The 17,453-nt window shown below is 69.1% G+C and carries 17 protein-coding genes and 1 pseudogene; 12 read left to right on the forward strand and 6 right to left on the reverse strand.

Features of this window, described 5'->3' with window-relative positions:
- Positions 1–209: hypothetical protein (locus tag ABEA43_RS66540; RefSeq protein ID WP_345580891.1), on the forward strand; the 209-nt coding region annotated here is incomplete at its 5' end.
- Between the two features lie 77 nt (positions 210–286).
- Here the strand turns inward: ABEA43_RS66540 and ABEA43_RS66545 are convergent.
- Complete coding sequence (locus ABEA43_RS66545) at positions 287–898, reverse strand: DUF6461 domain-containing protein (protein WP_345580894.1); 612 nt, start codon at positions 896–898, stop codon at positions 287–289.
- A 223-nt stretch (positions 899–1,121) separates the two neighbouring features.
- Between ABEA43_RS66545 and ABEA43_RS68610 the strand changes: the two genes are divergently transcribed.
- Positions 1,122–1,472 carry a DUF4189 domain-containing protein gene (locus ABEA43_RS68610; RefSeq protein WP_425570765.1) on the forward strand — a complete coding sequence of 117 codons (351 nt, stop codon included), beginning with the start codon at positions 1,122–1,124 and terminating at the stop codon, positions 1,470–1,472.
- A 266-nt stretch (positions 1,473–1,738) separates the two neighbouring features.
- Here the strand turns inward: ABEA43_RS68610 and ABEA43_RS66550 are convergent, their stop codons facing one another.
- Positions 1,739–2,710 carry a glycoside hydrolase family protein gene (locus ABEA43_RS66550; protein WP_345580897.1) on the reverse strand — a complete coding sequence of 324 codons (972 nt, stop codon included), beginning with the start codon at positions 2,708–2,710 and terminating at the stop codon, positions 1,739–1,741.
- A gap of 185 nt (positions 2,711–2,895) precedes the next feature.
- Between ABEA43_RS66550 and ABEA43_RS66555 the strand changes: the two genes are divergently transcribed.
- The 10 genes from ABEA43_RS66555 (at position 2,896) to ABEA43_RS66600 (ending at position 12,580) form a co-directional block, all read left to right on the forward strand.
- Complete coding sequence (locus ABEA43_RS66555) at positions 2,896–3,909, forward strand: LacI family DNA-binding transcriptional regulator (protein ID WP_345580900.1); 1,014 nt, start codon at positions 2,896–2,898, stop codon at positions 3,907–3,909.
- Between the two features lie 16 nt (positions 3,910–3,925).
- A complete protein-coding gene (locus ABEA43_RS66560) occupies positions 3,926–5,533 on the forward strand; it encodes an FAD-dependent oxidoreductase (RefSeq protein WP_345580903.1) in 1,608 nt (535 codons plus the stop codon).
- Positions 5,534–5,566: 33 nt separating this feature from the next.
- Positions 5,567–6,829 (forward strand): ABC transporter substrate-binding protein, encoded by a 1,263-nt coding sequence (locus tag ABEA43_RS66565; RefSeq protein ID WP_345580906.1) that lies wholly within the window; start codon positions 5,567–5,569, stop codon positions 6,827–6,829.
- Between the two features lies 1 nt (position 6,830).
- Positions 6,831–7,772: a carbohydrate ABC transporter permease gene (locus ABEA43_RS66570; RefSeq protein WP_345580909.1), complete on the forward strand. Its 942-nt coding sequence runs from the start codon at positions 6,831–6,833 to the stop codon at positions 7,770–7,772.
- Between the two features lies 1 nt (position 7,773).
- Positions 7,774–8,604, forward strand: coding sequence for a carbohydrate ABC transporter permease (locus tag ABEA43_RS66575; RefSeq protein WP_345580912.1), 831 nt, complete (start codon positions 7,774–7,776; stop codon positions 8,602–8,604).
- A 2-nt stretch (positions 8,605–8,606) separates the two neighbouring features.
- The gene (locus ABEA43_RS66580) at positions 8,607–10,460 is read left to right on the forward strand and encodes a hypothetical protein (protein ID WP_345580915.1); all 1,854 of its coding nucleotides are present in this window, start codon (positions 8,607–8,609) and stop codon (positions 10,458–10,460) included.
- Between the two features lie 33 nt (positions 10,461–10,493).
- Positions 10,494–10,694, forward strand: a complete 201-nt coding sequence (locus ABEA43_RS66585; protein WP_345580918.1) for a hypothetical protein — start codon at positions 10,494–10,496, stop codon at positions 10,692–10,694.
- 123 nt (positions 10,695–10,817) lie between these two features.
- Positions 10,818–11,642 carry a calcium-binding protein gene (locus ABEA43_RS66590; protein WP_345580921.1) on the forward strand — a complete coding sequence of 275 codons (825 nt, stop codon included), beginning with the start codon at positions 10,818–10,820 and terminating at the stop codon, positions 11,640–11,642.
- Entirely contained in the window at positions 11,639–11,806 is a 168-nt protein-coding gene (locus tag ABEA43_RS66595) for a hypothetical protein (RefSeq protein WP_345580924.1), read from the forward strand. Before ABEA43_RS66590 ends, ABEA43_RS66595 begins: the two co-directional genes overlap by 4 nt.
- A gap of 15 nt (positions 11,807–11,821) precedes the next feature.
- Positions 11,822–12,580 (forward strand): MerR family transcriptional regulator, encoded by a 759-nt coding sequence (locus ABEA43_RS66600; protein ID WP_345580927.1) that lies wholly within the window; start codon positions 11,822–11,824, stop codon positions 12,578–12,580.
- Between the two features lie 149 nt (positions 12,581–12,729).
- On the opposite strand, the gene ABEA43_RS66605 is transcribed toward ABEA43_RS66600, so the two are convergent.
- From ABEA43_RS66605 to tnpA, 4 genes and pseudogenes are all read right to left on the reverse strand, one after another.
- Positions 12,730–13,557, reverse strand: coding sequence for an SGNH/GDSL hydrolase family protein (locus ABEA43_RS66605; RefSeq protein ID WP_345580930.1), 828 nt, complete (start codon positions 13,555–13,557; stop codon positions 12,730–12,732).
- A 66-nt stretch (positions 13,558–13,623) separates the two neighbouring features.
- On the reverse strand, positions 13,624–14,802 hold the full coding sequence (locus tag ABEA43_RS66610) for a hypothetical protein (RefSeq protein WP_345580933.1): 1,179 nt from the start codon (positions 14,800–14,802) through the stop codon (positions 13,624–13,626).
- A gap of 239 nt (positions 14,803–15,041) precedes the next feature.
- Entirely contained in the window at positions 15,042–16,898 is a 1,857-nt protein-coding gene (locus ABEA43_RS66615) for a serine hydrolase domain-containing protein (RefSeq protein WP_345580936.1), read from the reverse strand.
- 269 nt (positions 16,899–17,167) lie between these two features.
- Positions 17,168–17,453 (reverse strand): annotated as a pseudogene (gene tnpA / locus ABEA43_RS66620) (IS200/IS605 family transposase); the annotation flags it as partial.

The following is a 17,453-nucleotide window of genomic DNA, read 5'->3' on the forward strand; positions in this document are numbered from 1 at the left end:
CCGTCACGTCCGACCTTCTGCCGTCAATCTTCTACTTCAGCCTGCTGCGGGCAGTTCGTCGTGTTGCCGATAACTGCTGCTGCTGCCCGGTGGATCCGTTCCTTGCGATGCGAGAAACGATAGTACGTACAGCAGCGAATGTCTACTACGGCCGGTGCAGATTTTCGGCTCCAGGTGCTGCAGCCTTCTGGCCTGCGCAAGTGCGGTGACAGATGCCTCCGAGTGGATCCGGACGCCCCGGCCCGCGCCTGATTGTCGGAGCTGTTCGCGGTGTAGGTGGTGCCGATCATCCGTTGCTGATCACGGCGGCGAGGAATCGCATGTCCAGCATGCTCTTGGAGAAGGAGAAGCCGGTGATCTTCTTCGCCAGTGCGAAGGATCGCTGGAACGGGGCATGGACGCCCGGACCGTCCCAGTCCTGGTCCGGATCCAGCCCGACCTCCCGCATCTCGCCGACCAATCGGTCGGGATCGCTGCCCATGCGCGCATAGGGAGACAACTGGTTGAAGTGGGTGATCCGTTCGCCGTCGACCGCGTAGGTGAAGTAGTCGTGGGCGTGGAGGTTCCGGTCAATCGCCACGACCTCGGTCCCCTGGGAGAGGCTGGGCAGCAGGTGGCGATCAAAATCGATCGATCCCGCCCAGAGTTGGACGAGCACTGTCCAGCCGGCCGTCTCGAGTGCGCCCACGTAGCTACTGCGCAGGTTGTCGGCGTCGATGCACTCCATCGTTCGTTCCTGGAGGCCGTCGAAGGTCACCTGCTCGATGTCGTCGAGCCCTGCGCCGAGGCGCGTCAACGCCTCGCGAGGGGTGAGGGATCGGGCGAAGGACACACAGGAGACGTCGTAGAACGGGCCGCGCTCGGCAAGCCAGGCGAACTCCTCGTACGAGTCCGTCACGCCGGCTCTCCCCTGATCGGCTGCGCAACCCCTGCTCATTCCCCTGATGGCCGTCACATCGCTCCCTTGAGCATGTATCGGTTTCAGTGGTTTGCAAGCGGCACAATACAGACTTTGCTCAGCAACCACGTCGTCGTCCGCTTGGACGACAGGAAGAGAAGACAACATGCAGCTAGGCAAGAAGCTCACTGCTATCGCCGCTTGCGCCTTCATGGCGAGCGGGATGCTGGCCACGGCGGTTCCCACAGCAGCTAATGCGGCTACGTCGGTTACCGCGAGCGAAAGTCAAGCTCGTTACTATTACGGTGCGATTGCTGTGTCGCGGTACGGCCGTACTGGCAGGTCCTGGGACTACAGAACAGTGTCTTCCGCCAAGCGGCGGGCGCTGCGGGAATGCGGCTCCGGCTGCAAGGTCCTTGTCACCTTCGTCAACGGGTGTGGCGCCGTCGCCTACAACTCCAGGAGAAACGTCTACTGGGGCGGCAGGGGGAGCACCCCCGCCAGGGCGAAGCGGAACGCTGTTGCCAATGCGGGCGGCGGCCGCTGGATCGCCTATCAGTGCACCAGGCGATAACGCTGACACGGCAGCCGGCATTCGTTGGCTGAGCTGAATGTATGCGGTGGTCGGGCGGGCCCGGTGACGATATCGGCGGGCGCGTGCTTGGTGAGGGCGTCGCCTGGGTGACCCTGGCGGCGGCGTGTTCCAGGGCCGGTGTGGCCGGTGACGGCGTTGAACAGCGCGCCTTCCGATAACTGGGTCCGCCCGGATCACGGGCATGCATGCATGAGTTCAGGGAGATGCACGCGGAAGGCCGACCGTGCCCCTCCGCTCGGTAGCTGTCAGACCGCCCGGGCGATGCAGATGCGGGCGTTCAGGCGCGGCCCCGCCTCGTAGAACATGTACTCCACACCGTCCTGGGTGCCGAACGACGGCGCCGCCACCCGGCCGTTGTCCGAGGCGATCGGGGAGTGGAAGACGCCGAGGTGCGTCTCCCTGTCGAACGCGTTGCCGACCTCGGTGATCCGCATCCGGCCGTCGTTGCCGTGGTAGGCCACGTACGTGGTCCCGTTGCGTTTGACGAGGGTGGCGCCGGAGATGTCGGTCACGCCGTCCGGTTCGGGGTTCACCAGCGGGGTCGCGCTGAACTGCCAGCCGTCCCACCCATTGGGTGACCAGCCGTAGAAGATGCGGCGGCCGTTGCGCACCCCCATGAAGATCATCACGTACTTGTTGTTCCGGCCGGGCAGGGCATGCTCGAAGACCCGGGCGTAGGACGTCTCCGAGGTGCCGGGCACCAGGCGGGTGCTCAGGATCGGGGTCTCGTCGGTGAACGTGATGCCGTCGGTGGAGCGGGCCACGCGCGTGGTGAAGTTCTCGCCGTGGAAGTAGCAGAAGAACTGCCGGGTGGCGGCGTCCCAGGTCACATGGGGTGAGGACACGTGCGAGACCGTCGTGGTCGGCAGGCGGTTGTCGATGAGCGGGTTGCCCGAGTAGTCGTCGAAGGGGCCCGCCAGGGAGTTGGCGAAGGCCACGCAGATGCCGCCCGGATCCTCGTGCGGAGCGTAGTAGAGGTAGTAGCGCGCCCGGGGATTGCTGAGCTTGTCGTACACCCCTCTGATGCACGGGAAGATGAACTCCCCCGTCGGGTTGTGGCTGAGCGGCAGGGCCAGCGCGTCGCGCAGGTACCGGAAGGCCGGCATCCCGCCCGGGCCCGCCGCCGCGTTCGCGGCTGGTCCGAGACTCAGTCCTGCGGCCACGCCCGCCGCCGCGCCCAGTAAGACGGTGCGCCGTCGGATCAATGGAGTGTCCACGTGGGCTCCTTCACGCTGCGTCGCGATGCGGAACCACACGCTCTCGCCTAGCAGATCGCTGAGTCAAGGTGCTAATACGAATTATTAACGGCAAATGAACTCTTGACAGCGCGCTGGGCCTTGCGAAAGATAGGGCCCTACCAAGCTGCTAATGCGCATTGCCACACCATGGGAGGGCACGGACAGTGACTGGCCCGGGCCGGCGTCTCACCCAGCAGGACATCGCCAAGATGGCCGGCGTGAGCCAGACGACGGTGTCTCTCGTGCTCAACAAGCGCGGCGACGCCGAGGTGCGGATCGCCCCGGAGACCCGCGAAAGGGTCCTGCGGGTGATCAAGGAGACCGGCTACGTGGCCGATCCCGCCGCGCGGCGGCTCGCCGACGGCCGCAACCGCATCCTCGGCGTGTTCACCTACGAGGCGGTCTTCCCCACCGAGAGCGCCGACTTCTACCACCCGTTCCTGGGCGGCATCGAGGAGTGCGCTGAGGAGATCGGCTGCGACCTGCTGCTGTTCACCAGCGCGAGGGCGATCTCGGGGGCGCGACGGCAGATCTTCAACGAGGAGAGCCGCGTGCGGCTGGCCGACGGCTGCCTGCTGCTCGGCCGTACGGTCGACCGCGACGACCTCGCCCGGTTGCTGGCCGAAGGGATCCCGTTCGTCTCGGTCGGCCGCCGCGACGACGCGGGCGGGCCGGTGCCGTACGTGGGCGCCGACTACCCGTCAGCGGTCCGTGCGCTGGTCGAGCAGGCGGTGGCCCTCGGCCATCGGCGGCTGGCCTACGTCGGGGCGGGCACGGGCGGCGAGTCCAGGGCCGACCGCCTGCGCGGGTTCCACGAGGGCGTGGCGGCGACCGGCGCCGACGGCCGCCACCTCCCGCCTGGAGTCTCCCTGGAGGAGCTGGCCGGGGTGACGGCGGTCTTCGTCGAGGAGCACGCCGACTGCGTCGCGCTCACCAAGGCGGCGGGGGAGCGCGGCATGGAGATTCCCCGCGACCTGTCCATCCTCACCCTGGGCGCGTTCACCCGGCCCGTCCAGGCCGACACCGATTTCACGGGATTCCGCATCCCCAGGCGCGAGATGGGCCACAGAGCCGTACAACTGCTGGCCGCAGTCCTGGAGACCGGCGGGACCCCGCAAGAACTGCTCCCTTGCGAGCTCATCGCCGGCAGCACGCTGGCTCCGGCATCCGGAATGTGACAGGAGATTCCCCCACGTGGTTGAAATATCGGCAGACGCGGCCGTCGTCGGTGGCGGGCTGGGCGGCGTCGCCGCCGCGCTGGCCCTGCTGCGGGCCGGCCGCACGGTGATCCTCACGGAGGAGCATGACTGGCTCGGTGGCCAGCTCACCAGCCAGGCCGTCCCGCCCGACGAGCCCTCCTGGGTGGAGCAGTTCGGCGTCACGGCGAGCTACCGCGCCCTGCGCGAAGGCATCCGGGCCTACTACCGCGCCCACTACCCGCTCACCGAACGGGCGCGGGCGCAGCGGGAGTTCAATCCGGGAGCCGGTCACGTGAGCCGCCTGTGCCACGAGCCCAGGGTCGCGGTCGCGGTGATCGAGGCGATGCTCGCCCCCTATCGGGGTTCTGGCCGGTTGCGGGTGCTGCAGCCGTACCGGCCGGTGGGCGCGGAGGTGGACGGCGACCGCGTCACTTCGGTACGGCTGGCCCATCGCGACCACGACACCGAGCAGGTCGTGCTGCACGCGTCGTACGTGCTGGACGCCACCGAGACCGGCGAGCTGCTGCCCCTGACCGGCACCGAGTACGTCACCGGATTCGAGTCACAGGCGGAAACGGACGAGCCGAGCGCGCCCGCCGAGGCGCAGCCGATGAACATGCAGGCCGTCTCCGTCTGCTTCGCGGTCGACCACATCGACGGCGACCACACGATCGATCGGCCCGCCTCCTACGACTTCTGGCGCGCGTACGAGCCGCCCTTCTGGGGCGACAAGCTCCTGTCGTGGCGGTGCCCGAACCCGCGCACCCTCGCGATCATGGAACGTTCCTTCACCCCCAATCCCGACGACGACCCCCAGCTCGTCGAGGCCGACCAGCGCGTCAACCCGGGCGACGCCAACCTGTGGACCTTCCGCAGGATCGCCGCGCGCCGCAACTTCACGCCGGGCGCGTACGCCAGCGACATCACCCTCGTCAACTGGCCGATGATCGACTACCTGGAGTCGCCGGTCATCGACGTGCCGGACGCCGACCGGCACCTGGCGGCCGCCCGCGAGCTGTCCCTGTCGGTGCTGTACTGGCTGCAGACCGAGGCGCCCCGCCACGACGGCGGCACCGGATACGCCGGCCTGCGGCTGCGCGGCGACGTCACCGGCGGCGCCGACGGGCTCGCCCAGGCCCCCTACATCCGCGAGTCCCGGCGCGTCCGTGCCCTGACCACCGTCACCGAACAGGACCTGTCCGTGGCGATCCGCGGCGACAAGGGCGCCGTCTCCTATCACGACTCGGTGGGCGTGGGCATGTACCGCATCGACCTGCACCCGTCGACCGGCGGCGACAACTACATCGACGTCGCCTGCTCCCCGTTCGAGATCCCTCTTGGGGCGCTGATCCCGCAGCGGATGACCAACCTGCTGCCCGCCTGCAAGAACATCGGCACCACCCACATCACCAACGGCGCCTACCGCCTGCACCCGGTGGAGTGGAACATCGGCGAGGCGGCCGGCGCGCTCGCCGCGTTCTGCCTGGACCAGGCCACCACCCCGCACGCCGTGCGCGCGGACGGCCGGCTCCTGGCCGACTACCAGCAACGGCTCGTCCGCGACGGCGTGGAGCTGCGCTGGCCCGACGTCATCGGTTACTGACGCCGTCATCGACGCCAGAAGGAGAAACCCCCCATGAAAGCTCTCGGGAAGCTGGCGGCCCTTTCGCTGACCGCCCTCCTCACCGTCGCCGCCTGCGGCGACGGCGGCACCGCACCGGCCGCGCAGGGTCCGCAGCCGCTGCGCATGTCGATCTGGACCTCCAACGAGGACCATCTCAAGCTGTTCAACGAGATCGCCGCCGAATACCGCAAGTCCCACCCGCAGGTCGGTGCGATCACCTTCGACCCCATCCCGTTCGAGAACTACACGACCACGCTGACCACGCAGATCGCCGGCGGCAACGCCCCCGACCTCGCGTGGATCCTGGAGAACTCCGCCCCCGACTTCGTCGGCTCCGGCGCCCTCCTCCCGATCAAGAGCAAGATCGAGAACGCGGGCGAGCTGGTCCCGGCCGCCACCCGGCTGTGGGAGCGCGACGGGGAGCTGTACGCCTACCCGTTCTCCACCTCGCCCTTCGGCGTCTTCGTCAACACCGACCTGGTCAAGGCCGCGGGCCAGAAGACGCCACGCGAGCTGATGAAGGCCGGCCAGTGGGACTGGGAGCACGCCAACGAGATCAACAAGGCCGTCGCGGCCAAGGGGAAGAACGGCCTGACCATCCTCAACTTCGACTACAAGGCCTGGGACAACCTCGCCACCGTATGGCAGGGCTGGGGCGCCAAGGCATGGAGCGACGACGGCGGCACCTGCCAGTTCAACGCGCCCGAAATGGTCGAGGCCATGACGTTCGTGCACAAGGCGATCTTCACCGACAAGTCCATGCCGGGGCCGGGCACCGCCGTCGACTTCTTCTCCGGCGACACCGTGATGGCCGTCGCCCAGATCTCCCGCGCCGCCATGCTGAAGGACGCGACGTTCAAGTGGGACCTGGTGCCGCTGCCCGCCGGGCCCAAGGGTGAATACGCGGTCATCGGCCAGGCCGGGATCGGCGTGCTGAAGAAGTCGCCGCGGGCCGAGCAGGCCGCCGACTTCCTCGCCTACTTCGCCAACGCCGCCAACTCCGCCAAGCTCGCCGCGTACTTCCCGCCCGCGCGCGGCTCGTTGCTGACCGCGGACACCATGGCCAAGACCAGCCCCATGCTGAGCGGTGACCAGCTCCAGAAAGTGGTGATCGACGGCATCGAGAAGGGCGTGGTCAAGCCCAGCCACACCGGTCAGGCCGAGCTCGCCCAGACCGTCAGGGCCGCACTCGACCCGCTGTGGAAGCCGGACGCCGACGTCAAGGCGGTGCTGGACGGCGTGTGCGCGAAGATCCAGCCGATGCTGGGTGGGTGACGTGGCGGCGACGGACCTCCGCGAACGGGTGGCCGTGCGCGCGGCCACCCGGCGCCGCACCTTCTGGACCATCCCCCGGCGCGACGCCCTCGTCGGCTACCTGATGATCTCGCCGCAACTCGTGGGCAGCGTGCTGTTCGTGCTGCTCCCGCTCGGCCTGGTCTTCTTCTACAGCCTTCAGGAGTGGAACGTGCTGGCGGGCACGTTCGAGTTCGTCGGCGGCGAGAACTACGCCAAGCTGCTCGCCGACCCGAACATGGGGCAGGTGCTCACCAGCACCGCGCTCTTCTCGGTCGGCCTGGTCGTGCTCAACCTGACCCTCGCCCTCATCCTGGCCATCCTGCTCGACCAGCGGCTGCGCGGCACCACGTTCTTCCGCACGCTGTTCTTCTCGCCGGTGCTGGTGTCGCTGGTCGCCTGGACGATCGTCTGGCAGTTCCTGCTCCAGCAGGACGGCGGCATCAACGGCGTGCTCGGCGTGGCCGGCGTCGAGGGCCCCAACTGGCTGCGCGGCGATGCCACCGCCCTGCTGTCGGTCATCGTCGTCCAGGTCGTCAAGAACGTGGGCCTCAACATGGTCCTGTTCCTGGCGGCGCTCCAGGGCGTGCCGCGCCAGCTGTACGAGGCCGCGCAGCTCGACGGCGCCGGCGCCTGGACCCGGTTCCAGCGCATCACGGTGCCGCAGATCAGCCCGACGATCCTGCTCACCTCGATCATCACCGTGGTCGGGTCGCTGCAGGTGTTCGCCCAGATCGCCGTGCTCACCCAGGGCGGGCCCGGCATGTCCACCACGGTCCTCGTCTACTACCTGTACCAGCAGGCCTTCCAGTTCAGGCACCTCGGTTACGGCGCCACCCTGTCGGTCCTGCTGTTCCTGATCGTCGCGGCGCTGACGCTCGTGCAGTGGCGGCTGCGCCGGAAGTGGGTCTTCCATGAGTCGTAGCATGAGTCGCCGGGTCAAGCTCGCGCTGTACGCGCTGCTGTGCGTGTTGTGCGTGCCGTTCGTGTTCCCGACCTGGTGGATGGTCACCTCGTCGGTGAAGCCGATCAGCGACATCTTCGCCTTCCCGCCCGCGCTGGTGCCCTCCAGGTTTGACTTCTCCACCTATGGCCGGGTCTTCGAGCTGCAGCCGTTCGGGCAGCAGTACCTCAACAGCCTCTACATCGCCGCGGTGGTGACCGTCGGCACGATGGTGGTGGCCGCGATGGCGGGTTACGCCTTCGCCCGCATCCGCTTCCCCGGCCAGAACGTGCTCTTCCTGGTCGTGCTCGTCGGCCTGCTGATCCCCAGCGAGGTGACGATCGTCCCGTTGTTCCAGATGTTCCACACCGCAGGGATGACCGACACGCACTGGCCGCTGATCCTGGTGCCGATCCTGGGCGCGCCCAGCGTGCTGGCGACGTTCATCATGCGGCAGTTCTTCATCACGCTGCCCGGCGAGCTGGAGGAGGCCGCCAGGGTCGACGGGCTCGGCCGCTTCGGCACCTTCTACCGGGTGGCGTTGCCGCTGGCCAGGCCCGCGCTCGGCGCCGTCGCGATCTTCACCTTCCTGCACTCGTGGAACCTCTACCTCGAACCCATCGTGTTCCTGTCCACCCCGTCGAAGTTCACTTTGCCGCAGGCGCTCACCCAGTTCGTCGACGCCTACGGCTCGCCCCTGTGGAACGTGCAGCTCTCGGCCGCCACGATGACCGCTCTGCCGATTCTGGTCGTCTTCGTACTGGCCCAGCGGCAGTTCATCGAAGGGCTCGCGCACACCGGTCTGAAAGGCTGACCATGCTCTCCCGCCGCACCCTGCTTCGCGCCGCCGCCCTGCTCCCGGCCGTGCCCGTGCTCGCGCCCGGCACCGCCTACGCCGATCTGGCGCCGTCGCCCGCACTGAACCGCAGGTCGTTCGCCCCCCACGAGCAGCGCTTCGCGCCGTACCTGGCCACCCTCGCGCCCATGGTCAACGACATGGACGACACCGGCTTCTTCGCCGGCGGCTGGTGGCGCTCGCCGGCGGCGCCGTACAACGCCCGCGTGCAGGAGCACGTCTTCACGCTGGCCTGGTTCCACGCCAGCGCCCGCCCGTGGAACCCGTACGCCGGGGACGCCGGCCTGCTGGCCGCGCTCGACGCGGCGCTCGGCCACTACCTGTCGCTCCAGCACGCCGACGGCTCCTTCCCCGAGTACAACCGCGACCAGCACGGCCTGGCCCCCACCGGGTTCGGCATCGGCTACCTCGCCAAGACGCTGCGGATCCTGCGCGCGACCGGAGCGCTGCCCGCCCGGCAGGCCCAGCTCAGCGCCGCCTTGAAGACGGCACTGACATGGTTCCTCGACCCCGCCAACGGCACCGTCTGGCAGGAGCCGCTCAGCTACGCCAACCAGACCTCCTCCGGCCTGGCCGGGGCCGCACACGTGCTCAGGCTCGACCCCGATCCCGCGCTCGCCGCGAGCCTGCGCGAGGCGTTCGCCAGGATCTCCGCGACCGGCGTGAGCTCGGCCGGCTTCTTCCACGAGGAGGGCGGCCACGACATGAACTACAACTTCGAGGTCATGCTGCCCGAGCTCGCCGACGCCTACCTGCACCACCCGGACCCGCACCTGGTGGACATGGCCCGCAGGTTCACCGGCTTCCTGTCCTACAACCTGCTGCGCGAGCCCGACGGCGCCGGGTACCTGGTCAACGTCGCGCCCTCCACCCGCACCAGCGCGCGCTGGTACGACGAGGTCCGGCCCGACCCCGACAGGACCGCGCTCAACTGGACGTTCACCCGCCAGGTGCCGCTGCTGTCGGCGTTCATGACCGCCCGCGAGGACCTGGCCGCAGCCCGCGCGGCCTGGGCCGCGTCCACCGATCCGGTGCCGCCGCTCGCCAAGCAGGACACCTCGCCGCGCATCCTCACCCACGGCCTGTACGGCGAGCGCTTCCCCAGCAGGCGGCAGCGGGCCGCCGCCATCGCGGACCTGCCCTACCTGCGCTCGTCCGACTTCGTCGAACTGCGCAGGGACAGGGGCCAGGACTTCCTGTACGTCCGCAAGCCCGGCCTGTACCTGGGCGGCTACTTCGGCAACCGCGTCTCCCGCAGCCGCACCGGCCTGACCTTCCTCTGGCATCCCGAGGCCGGCACGATCATCTGCGGGCTCAACGACAACAACTACGCCTGCTGGTCCACCGTCTTCCCCGGCCAGGTCCCCGACTCCGCCGGCGCCCTCCCCGCCACCTACTTCCGCGGCGCCCCGGGTGGCAGCGAGTGGACCGGCGGCCGGGCCCCCGGCGCTTTCGGCATCCGGTACGGCAACGCGAACGTCAGCACGGACGTCCTGGTCACCCACCGGACGATCCGGCGCACGGTCACGGCGAACGCCGCGGCCACCGAGCAGATCCCCCTCGTCCTGCGGCCCGAGGACGTCCTCACCTTCACCGACGGCACGCCGGCCACGTTCGGCGGCTCGGCCACCGCCACCGCAGACGGCTTCGACGTGCGCCGGGGCCGCACCACGATCCGTTTCCGCTGGGGCACCCCGCTGCAGGCGACCGTCGCGGCCGGCACCGTGCGTTACTTCCGCGACGGCGCCCGCCGCTTCCACGCCCTCCGTATCCCGCACCAGGGCACATTCGACCTCACGATCACCCTGGGCTGACGCGGGCCCCATGGGCCGGGCGGGCGTCACCACTTGACGACGGGTTTTCCCTACCCCCTGCTCGCCGACGACGTCGCGCGCTCGCGCATCTGCAGGGTGATCGCCGGCTCGGAGGTCACCCTCACCACGACGCGGATGCGCCGGTTCGCGACGCTGCACGGCGGTATCGCCTTCCTGTTCAGCACCGTCATCATCGCGATCCTCGTCACGGTGCTGCTCGCCGCCGTCGGCTGAGCGGGGGTCCCGATGCGGCTTGGGCGCAATGCCGGCCGGCACAGCCCGGGTGCGGCTTTGTACGTACTCCAACAGCGTGAGTCCTGGGCTACTGGGAGGCAACCTCCTGGAAAGGCGGAGATCATGCGCAAAGTTCTGGCCGTGGCCGCCCTCGCGGCGGCGGCGATCGGGTTTCAGACGGTTTTCGCGCTGCCGTCGCACGCCGACACCCTGACGAACGTGACGGTGGGCAACCTCAACGTCTCGGCGGCCGCGGGCAAGGCCAACAACATCACGATCAGCACCAACGGATTCGGCCAGGTGGTGATCAACGACACCGCGGACACGGTCCGCGCCGGCTCCGGGTGCACCCAGATCAACTCCAGTACGGTCGAGTGCGCGAGCGTGACCCTCGTCCGGGTCTTCGCCGGCGATCTGGCCGACACCGTCACCAACAACTCGTCGGTGAGCTCGCACCAGTACGGCGACGCGGGGGCCGACACGCTCAGGGGCGGCGGCGGCACCGACCAGTTCTACGGTGGCGTGGGCAACGACACCACGACGGGCAGCGGCGGCAACGACATCTACAACGCCGACCTCCCCATCGACGGCGCCGACTCCTTCGCCGGCGGGTCCGGGGTGGACACCGCCGCCTACAACAACCGTGCGGCCGCCCTGACCATCACCCTGGACGGCGTGGCCAACGACGGGGCCGCGGGCGAGGCCGACAACGTCGGGAGCGACGTGGAGAACGTGCTCGCGGGCTTCGGGTCGGACACCGTCCAGGGGAACGGCGTGGCCAACGACATCCGGGCCGGTCAAGGCACCGACACCATCAGCGGCCTGGGCGGGAACGACACCCTCAACGCTCAGGACGGGACCGGCGGCAACGACACGCTCAACGGCGGGACGGGCACCGACACCTGCTTCTCCGACGTCGGCGACACCGAGACCAGCTGCGAGATATGAGCTGCGCGGGGCCGGTGACGCTGCGGCGCCGGCCCCGCGTGGACTACGTGTTCGGCGGCGCGATCGACCTCGGCCCGGTCCAGTACATCGACTACATGCTGCCCGGCATCCTCGTCTTCGCGTGCGTCTTCGCGGTGGCCGCCTATCGCCGGAGGATCGCCTGAGGCAATCTGGGACTTGTGCTCACCATCAGCCAGCTTGCAGCGTACGCCGGGGTGACGGTACGGGCAGTGCGCCACTACCACCAGATCGGGCTGCTGCCCGAGCCCGAGCGCGACCAGTCCGGATACCGGACCTACCACGCTGCCGCGGTCGTGCGGCTGATCCGGATCCACACCCTGGCGGACGCCGGCGTGCCGCTGGCCCGGGTGCAGGAGCTCCTCGACGCCGGCCCGGAGGAGTTCGCCGATGGCGTCCAGGAGATCGACAAGAAGGTGCGCGCCGAGATCCGGCGGCTGCAGGGCACCCGCGAACGGCTCGCCAGGCTCTCCGCCGGAGAGCACCTGACGCTCCCGCAGAGCGTCGTGGGCTACCTCGACCGGCTGCGCGCTCTCGGCGTCCAGGAGCAGTACATCGAGCTGGAGCGGGACAGCTGGATCATGGTCGCCGCCCAGGTGCCGGACTTCATCGACGCCGTGATCGCCAGCAAGCACGAGCAACTGGACGACCCTGACATGGTGCGGCTCTACGGCTTTCTCAGCGGGTCACTCGATTGGCCGGCCGACGATCCGCGGGTCGTCGAGATCGCCGACATCCTGGAGCGCCTGGCGATCCGCGCCGTGCAGGCGGGCGAGATGGGCGCCGACGGCTTCGACGACGGCTTCGCCGACCTGCTGGACTCGACCATGGTCGAGTCCGCGCCGGGCGCCCAGCGGGTCCTGGCGATCCTGGAGGAGCGGGGCTGGAAGGGCTGGACCCGCATCGAGCGGACGCGGTAGGGCGTGACCTCGCCCCTCAGGGTTTCGCGATGGCGACGCCGACGGTCGTGTCGCTCTGGCCGTAGGCGAACCACGTTTCCCGGAAGCGGATCAGCGCCTCGACGAAGGTGACGTTCGCGACCATGCCGTGGGTGTCCTCGCGGTTGACGTCACAGCAGGGATCCGGCGAGCGGGATGTTCTGGGTCCGCAGGGCGCCGGTGACCAGCCGGGCGATCCGCCGGGCGCCGTACGCCTCGAAGTGGGTGTGGTCGTTGCAGAAGAACTGTCCGACCGGCCCCGAGGTGTAGTCGCCGTTGTTGGGGCACAGGCCGAGGGAGTTGTAGTAGTCGACGCTGAGGGTCTGCAGGTCGATGACCGGTGAGCCGGTGGCGGAGCCGGCAGCGGTGGTCTGGGAGACGAAGCCCCTGTTCCTGACCGCGGTGCTGCCCGAGCAGGTGATGGCCGCGACGGCGGTGAGCAGGACCGGGTGGGCGCCGCGGGCCTGCGCCGCCTGCGCCATCATCGTCATCAGCTGCTGGTACCGCCCGGTGCCGACGTGGCGCGGGCAGGTCGCCGAGCTGTCGTTGATGCCGAACTGGATGAACAGGTAGTCACCGGCCTTCATGTTGGTGAGCATCTGCTGCCATCGGGACGAGTAGGCGGTGGAGCTCAGGACGCACTCGCCGTTCGAACCGATCGTGGAGGTCACATTGCCCTCGTAGAGCCAGGTCTGGATGCTGCGCCCGGCGACGGCGAGGTTGTTGACCACGATGTTGCTGTGGAACAGCGAGTCGAATTCGGTGGCCCAGCCCACGGGGCAGGTGGAGCCGGGGTTGGCCATGGTCGAGTCGCCGGCCATCCAGACGGTGGTCGTCGCCATGGCGGCGGCCGCGTTCGCGACCCTGGTGGTGCACCCGGTTGCCGAGGCGGGGGTCGGGGCGACCAGCGACAGGGAGGTCAGCAGGACAGTGACGAACGATAAGAGGACCTTACGCATGGTTTCTCCTGTCACCCACGATGGCGAGAAGACCGCGCCGGCAGACGGCGAGCCGGCGCGGCTGGGTCAGCACCAGGTCAGCGTCGAGTTGTTACGGGTCACGTTGCTGATCGTGTTGTTGCTGCCGGTGCAGGGGCTCCACCGGACATTGGTGTTGGTGACCGTCAGGTTCTGGAACCTGATGCCCGACGACGGCGCGAACTCCGTACGGGCCGCGATGCGGACCTCGCCGCCGCCGCTGATCGTGCCCGAGACCCCGGCGATGACGACGTTGTAGCAGTTCTCCACCAGGACCGAGTTGTTGCCGGTGTTGGCGATGTCGACCCGGTCGATGGTGGCGCCGCCGCTCTCCGACACACAGAAGATGCCCCGGCCGCCGCCGCGTGCCTTGACCGTGCCCACGCGGATGTTGTTCGGGTAGGCGCTGCCGACCCGGCCGTTGCGGTTGGCCATGCGGAAGGCCGCGTACCCGGTGCCGGCGCCGGCGTTGTCGGCGTCGACGGTGCCGACCGTCGCGTTGATGGTCTGGTTGAGCAGCAGGCCGGACTCGCCGACGCTGCGTGCGGTCACAGTGCCGACGGTGAGACCGTCCACGCCGTAGGTCTCCATCGCGTGCGAGCTGGCTCCCTGTACGTACACGTTGTCGACCCGTACGTTGCGGGTCCACTGGCTGGTGTCGCCCCGGTTGTCGATGCGCACGCCGAGGCCCGCGCCGAGCCGCATGTCGATCTGGCCGAGCCAGACGTTCGTGACGTTGCGCAGGAAGATGCCGTAGACCGGGGTGCCGGTGACGTTGAGGTACGGGACCTCGATGTTCGCGGTGCCGCGTGAATAGATCGGCGCGTAGTCGCCGGAGCCGGAGCCGGTCACGTTGATCGTGCCGCAGACCGACAGGGAGGTGTAGCTCGGCAGCGAGATCCGGGTGCCGGCGGTCATCGTGCCGTTGCCGCGCACGACGACGCGCTGGATCGAGGTGCGCCCGGCGGTGAGACTGCCGATGCCGGCCTGGACCGCCGCCCGGAAGTCGGTGCCGGTGTAGACGCTGCCGCCGGCGCTGTTGCGGGCGGTCCAGGTGCTACCGCTGACCGTCACCTGGGACTGGAAGGTGCCGTCTCCGCACGCGGCGGCGGAGGCCGGGGGCACGCCGAGCACGACACCGGCCCCGGCGCCGGCGATCAGGGCGGCGAGCGCGGCGACGATTCGGACGGGCCGGCGTCGTCGCGCTGTGGTGGTGACTGCTGTCATGAGAAATCTCCTTGGGGCGCCCAGCCGGTGTCGCGCATTCGAGGAATTGTTAGCGCTAACATTCAGCGGAGTCATTCCTTCGCGGGTGCCATTGAGGGATAGCGGTGATGCCCCAGAGCAAATAGGGCCCCGACAAGACTGTCAATTCCGGTGTCAGTTTTCGCGTCACCGCCGAAATGGCCGGCTTGTTCGGGCGGTGGTCAAGGCCCCGTTCACCCGGGTTGAATCCCATGAAAATTTCAGAAGGAGCCGATCAGGTTCCAGTGCAGGCAGAACCAGACGAGGGCCAGCATTCCGGCCAGCAGGGTCACCTGGTGGCCGCGGGCCAGGATGCCGATGTGGCCCTGTCTCCAGCCGATCACGGTGGTGGTGATCGCGGCGATGGTGAGGGCGAGGAACAGCAGGGGAAGGAGCAGCAGGGCCCGGAGGGTGGCCGGGATGCCGTACAGGATGCTCGTGTCGCCGATCAGCGTCAGCGTGAACATGACGACGAACGCCAGCCCGACGGCGCCGGCCAGGGCGGCGAGGAGGCGGGCGGCGCGCCAGGCGCGCGGCGTTCGGGAGGGACGTTTCCGCAGTCGCCGGACGGCGGCGGCCGACGGCAGGCCGAGCACGGCCGTCAGGGCGGTGACGGCGAACGCCAGGACGACGATGACGTTGGCCGGAGGGGTGTCCCACCAGGGGATGAGCTCGTAGGCGGGCCCGTCGGTGGCCGCATAGGTGACGCCGGCGCCGTTCGTGACGAACGCCAGCCGCTGGGAGCCGCCGTCCTGCTGATAGAGCCCCGGAGCCAGCCGGCTCCACGTCATGCCGTTGAAGGCGAGTTTCCCGCCGTCCTCGATCCGCAGCCGGGAGGAGTTGGTGAGGGTGAGCACCTTCTCGACGGTCGACTCGACCGTGCGGGCCGGCTTGTAGAAGCCGGCCACGGGCGTGGCCGGTCTGCCGGGAGGGGCGGAGGGCGCGGCGCGGTCGCCGGGAAGGAAGCGGTCGAAGAGGGCGGGCAAGAGCTTGGTGACGGCATCGATGCCGCCGATGCTGTTGGTGCCGACGAACAGGCCGAGATCGGCGTCGGGCACCAGCAGCAGCACGCTCTGGAAGCCTTCCCAACTGCCGTCGTGCATGATCACACGATGCCCGTTGAGAGTCTGTTCCTTGAACCCGTGCGCGTACCCGTCGATGCGCGGGTCGGCGGCGAACGAACGCTGGTGCATGAGGCGGAGGGTGGGCTCGTCGAGGATGGGTCCGCCGTCCAGATGGGCGATCATGAAGCGGGCCAGGTCGTCCGCGGTGGCGCTGATCGATCCGTCGGGCGCGAGGTTGTCGAAGACGAAGGGCTTGCGCTGGTACGTCCCCGCTTCGTAGTCATAGCTGCGTGCCTGACCGGCGGCCAAGGCGGCGGGGACCGGCTCGGAGGCCGTGGTGTGCCGCATGCCGAGCGGGTCCAGGATGTGTTCCCGCACGTACTGGTCGTAGGGCTGCCCGCTCACCTGCGACACGATGTGCCCGGCCAGCGCCGCGCCGTAGTTCGAATAGGCCGACACCTCGCCGGGCGGGCGCACCCGCGCCGGCACGTGGCCGGCGAGATACGTGCCCAGGGGCGGCACGTCGGCCTTGCTCCGCGAGCCCAGGCCGATGGCGCTGTCCTCGAAGCCGGCGGTGTGGTTCATCAGGTGTGCCAGCGTGATCGGCTGGGGGTAGGTGGCGGGGATGCGGAACGTGGTGAGGTAGCGGTTCACGTCCGCGCGCAGATCCAGCCGTCCCTGCTGCACCTGTTGCAGCACCGCGGTCCACGTGAACAGCTTGGTGATCGAGGCGATCCGCACCAATGAGGTGGCGGGGTCGAACGGCGTCCGGTTCTCGCGGTCGGCCAGGCCGTACCCCTTGCTGAAAAGGGTCTTTCCGCCGCCCACGACCGAGACCACCGCGCCGGGCACGTGGCTGGCCTCCAGCCCTTTCGCCAGCGCGGCGTCGAAGAAGTCCGTCAGCTCACGGGTGTCCGGAATGCGCGCCGAGGCCGCCGCCGTGGCGGGCGGCCAGAGGGCCGCCAGCGACAGTGCGGCGATGAGCAGCAGGCGGGGGAGGGTGACTGGCCGCACGGCGTGGCTCCTGACGTTGCCGGGGTTTCTTCCACGGTGCGGCCTGTGCGGGCGCGGGCGCATCGCCGGTATGGCCAGCGCCGCATCACACTAAAGTCGGAGATTTCCGTACGGCCGGCACCGACGTTCGTCGGAGGTGACGCGCCGCCGCCCTGGCTACCGGAATCGTCCGTAGTGCTCCGGCCCTCAGGCCGGGGGTGAAGCGGACCGTTCCGCGTAGCGGGGCAGGAGCAGCTGATTCGCCGTCGGTCGGACCGGCGTTGCCCGGCTCAGGGCGGACGGTTCTGCTGCTCGATGTACTGGCGCACGATCGACAATGGAGCGCCGCCGGCCGATCCGGCGAAGTAGGAACCCCGGCCAGAGCTTGCCGGCCCGGTGGTGGTGGGCGGCCAGTTCGGGGAACTCCTGCCGCATCCGCCGGGAGGCAACCCCTTTCAGGCTGTTGACCAGCCGGGACAGGGCGACCTTGGGCGGGAAGCTCACCAGCAGGTGGACGTGATTGTCTCCGCCGTTGAACTCGGTCGGTTCGACCTCGAAGTCGACGCAGACGTCCCT

Source organism: Nonomuraea rosea, assembly GCF_039539705.1.
GTDB lineage: Bacteria > Actinomycetota > Actinomycetes > Streptosporangiales > Streptosporangiaceae > Nonomuraea > Nonomuraea rosea.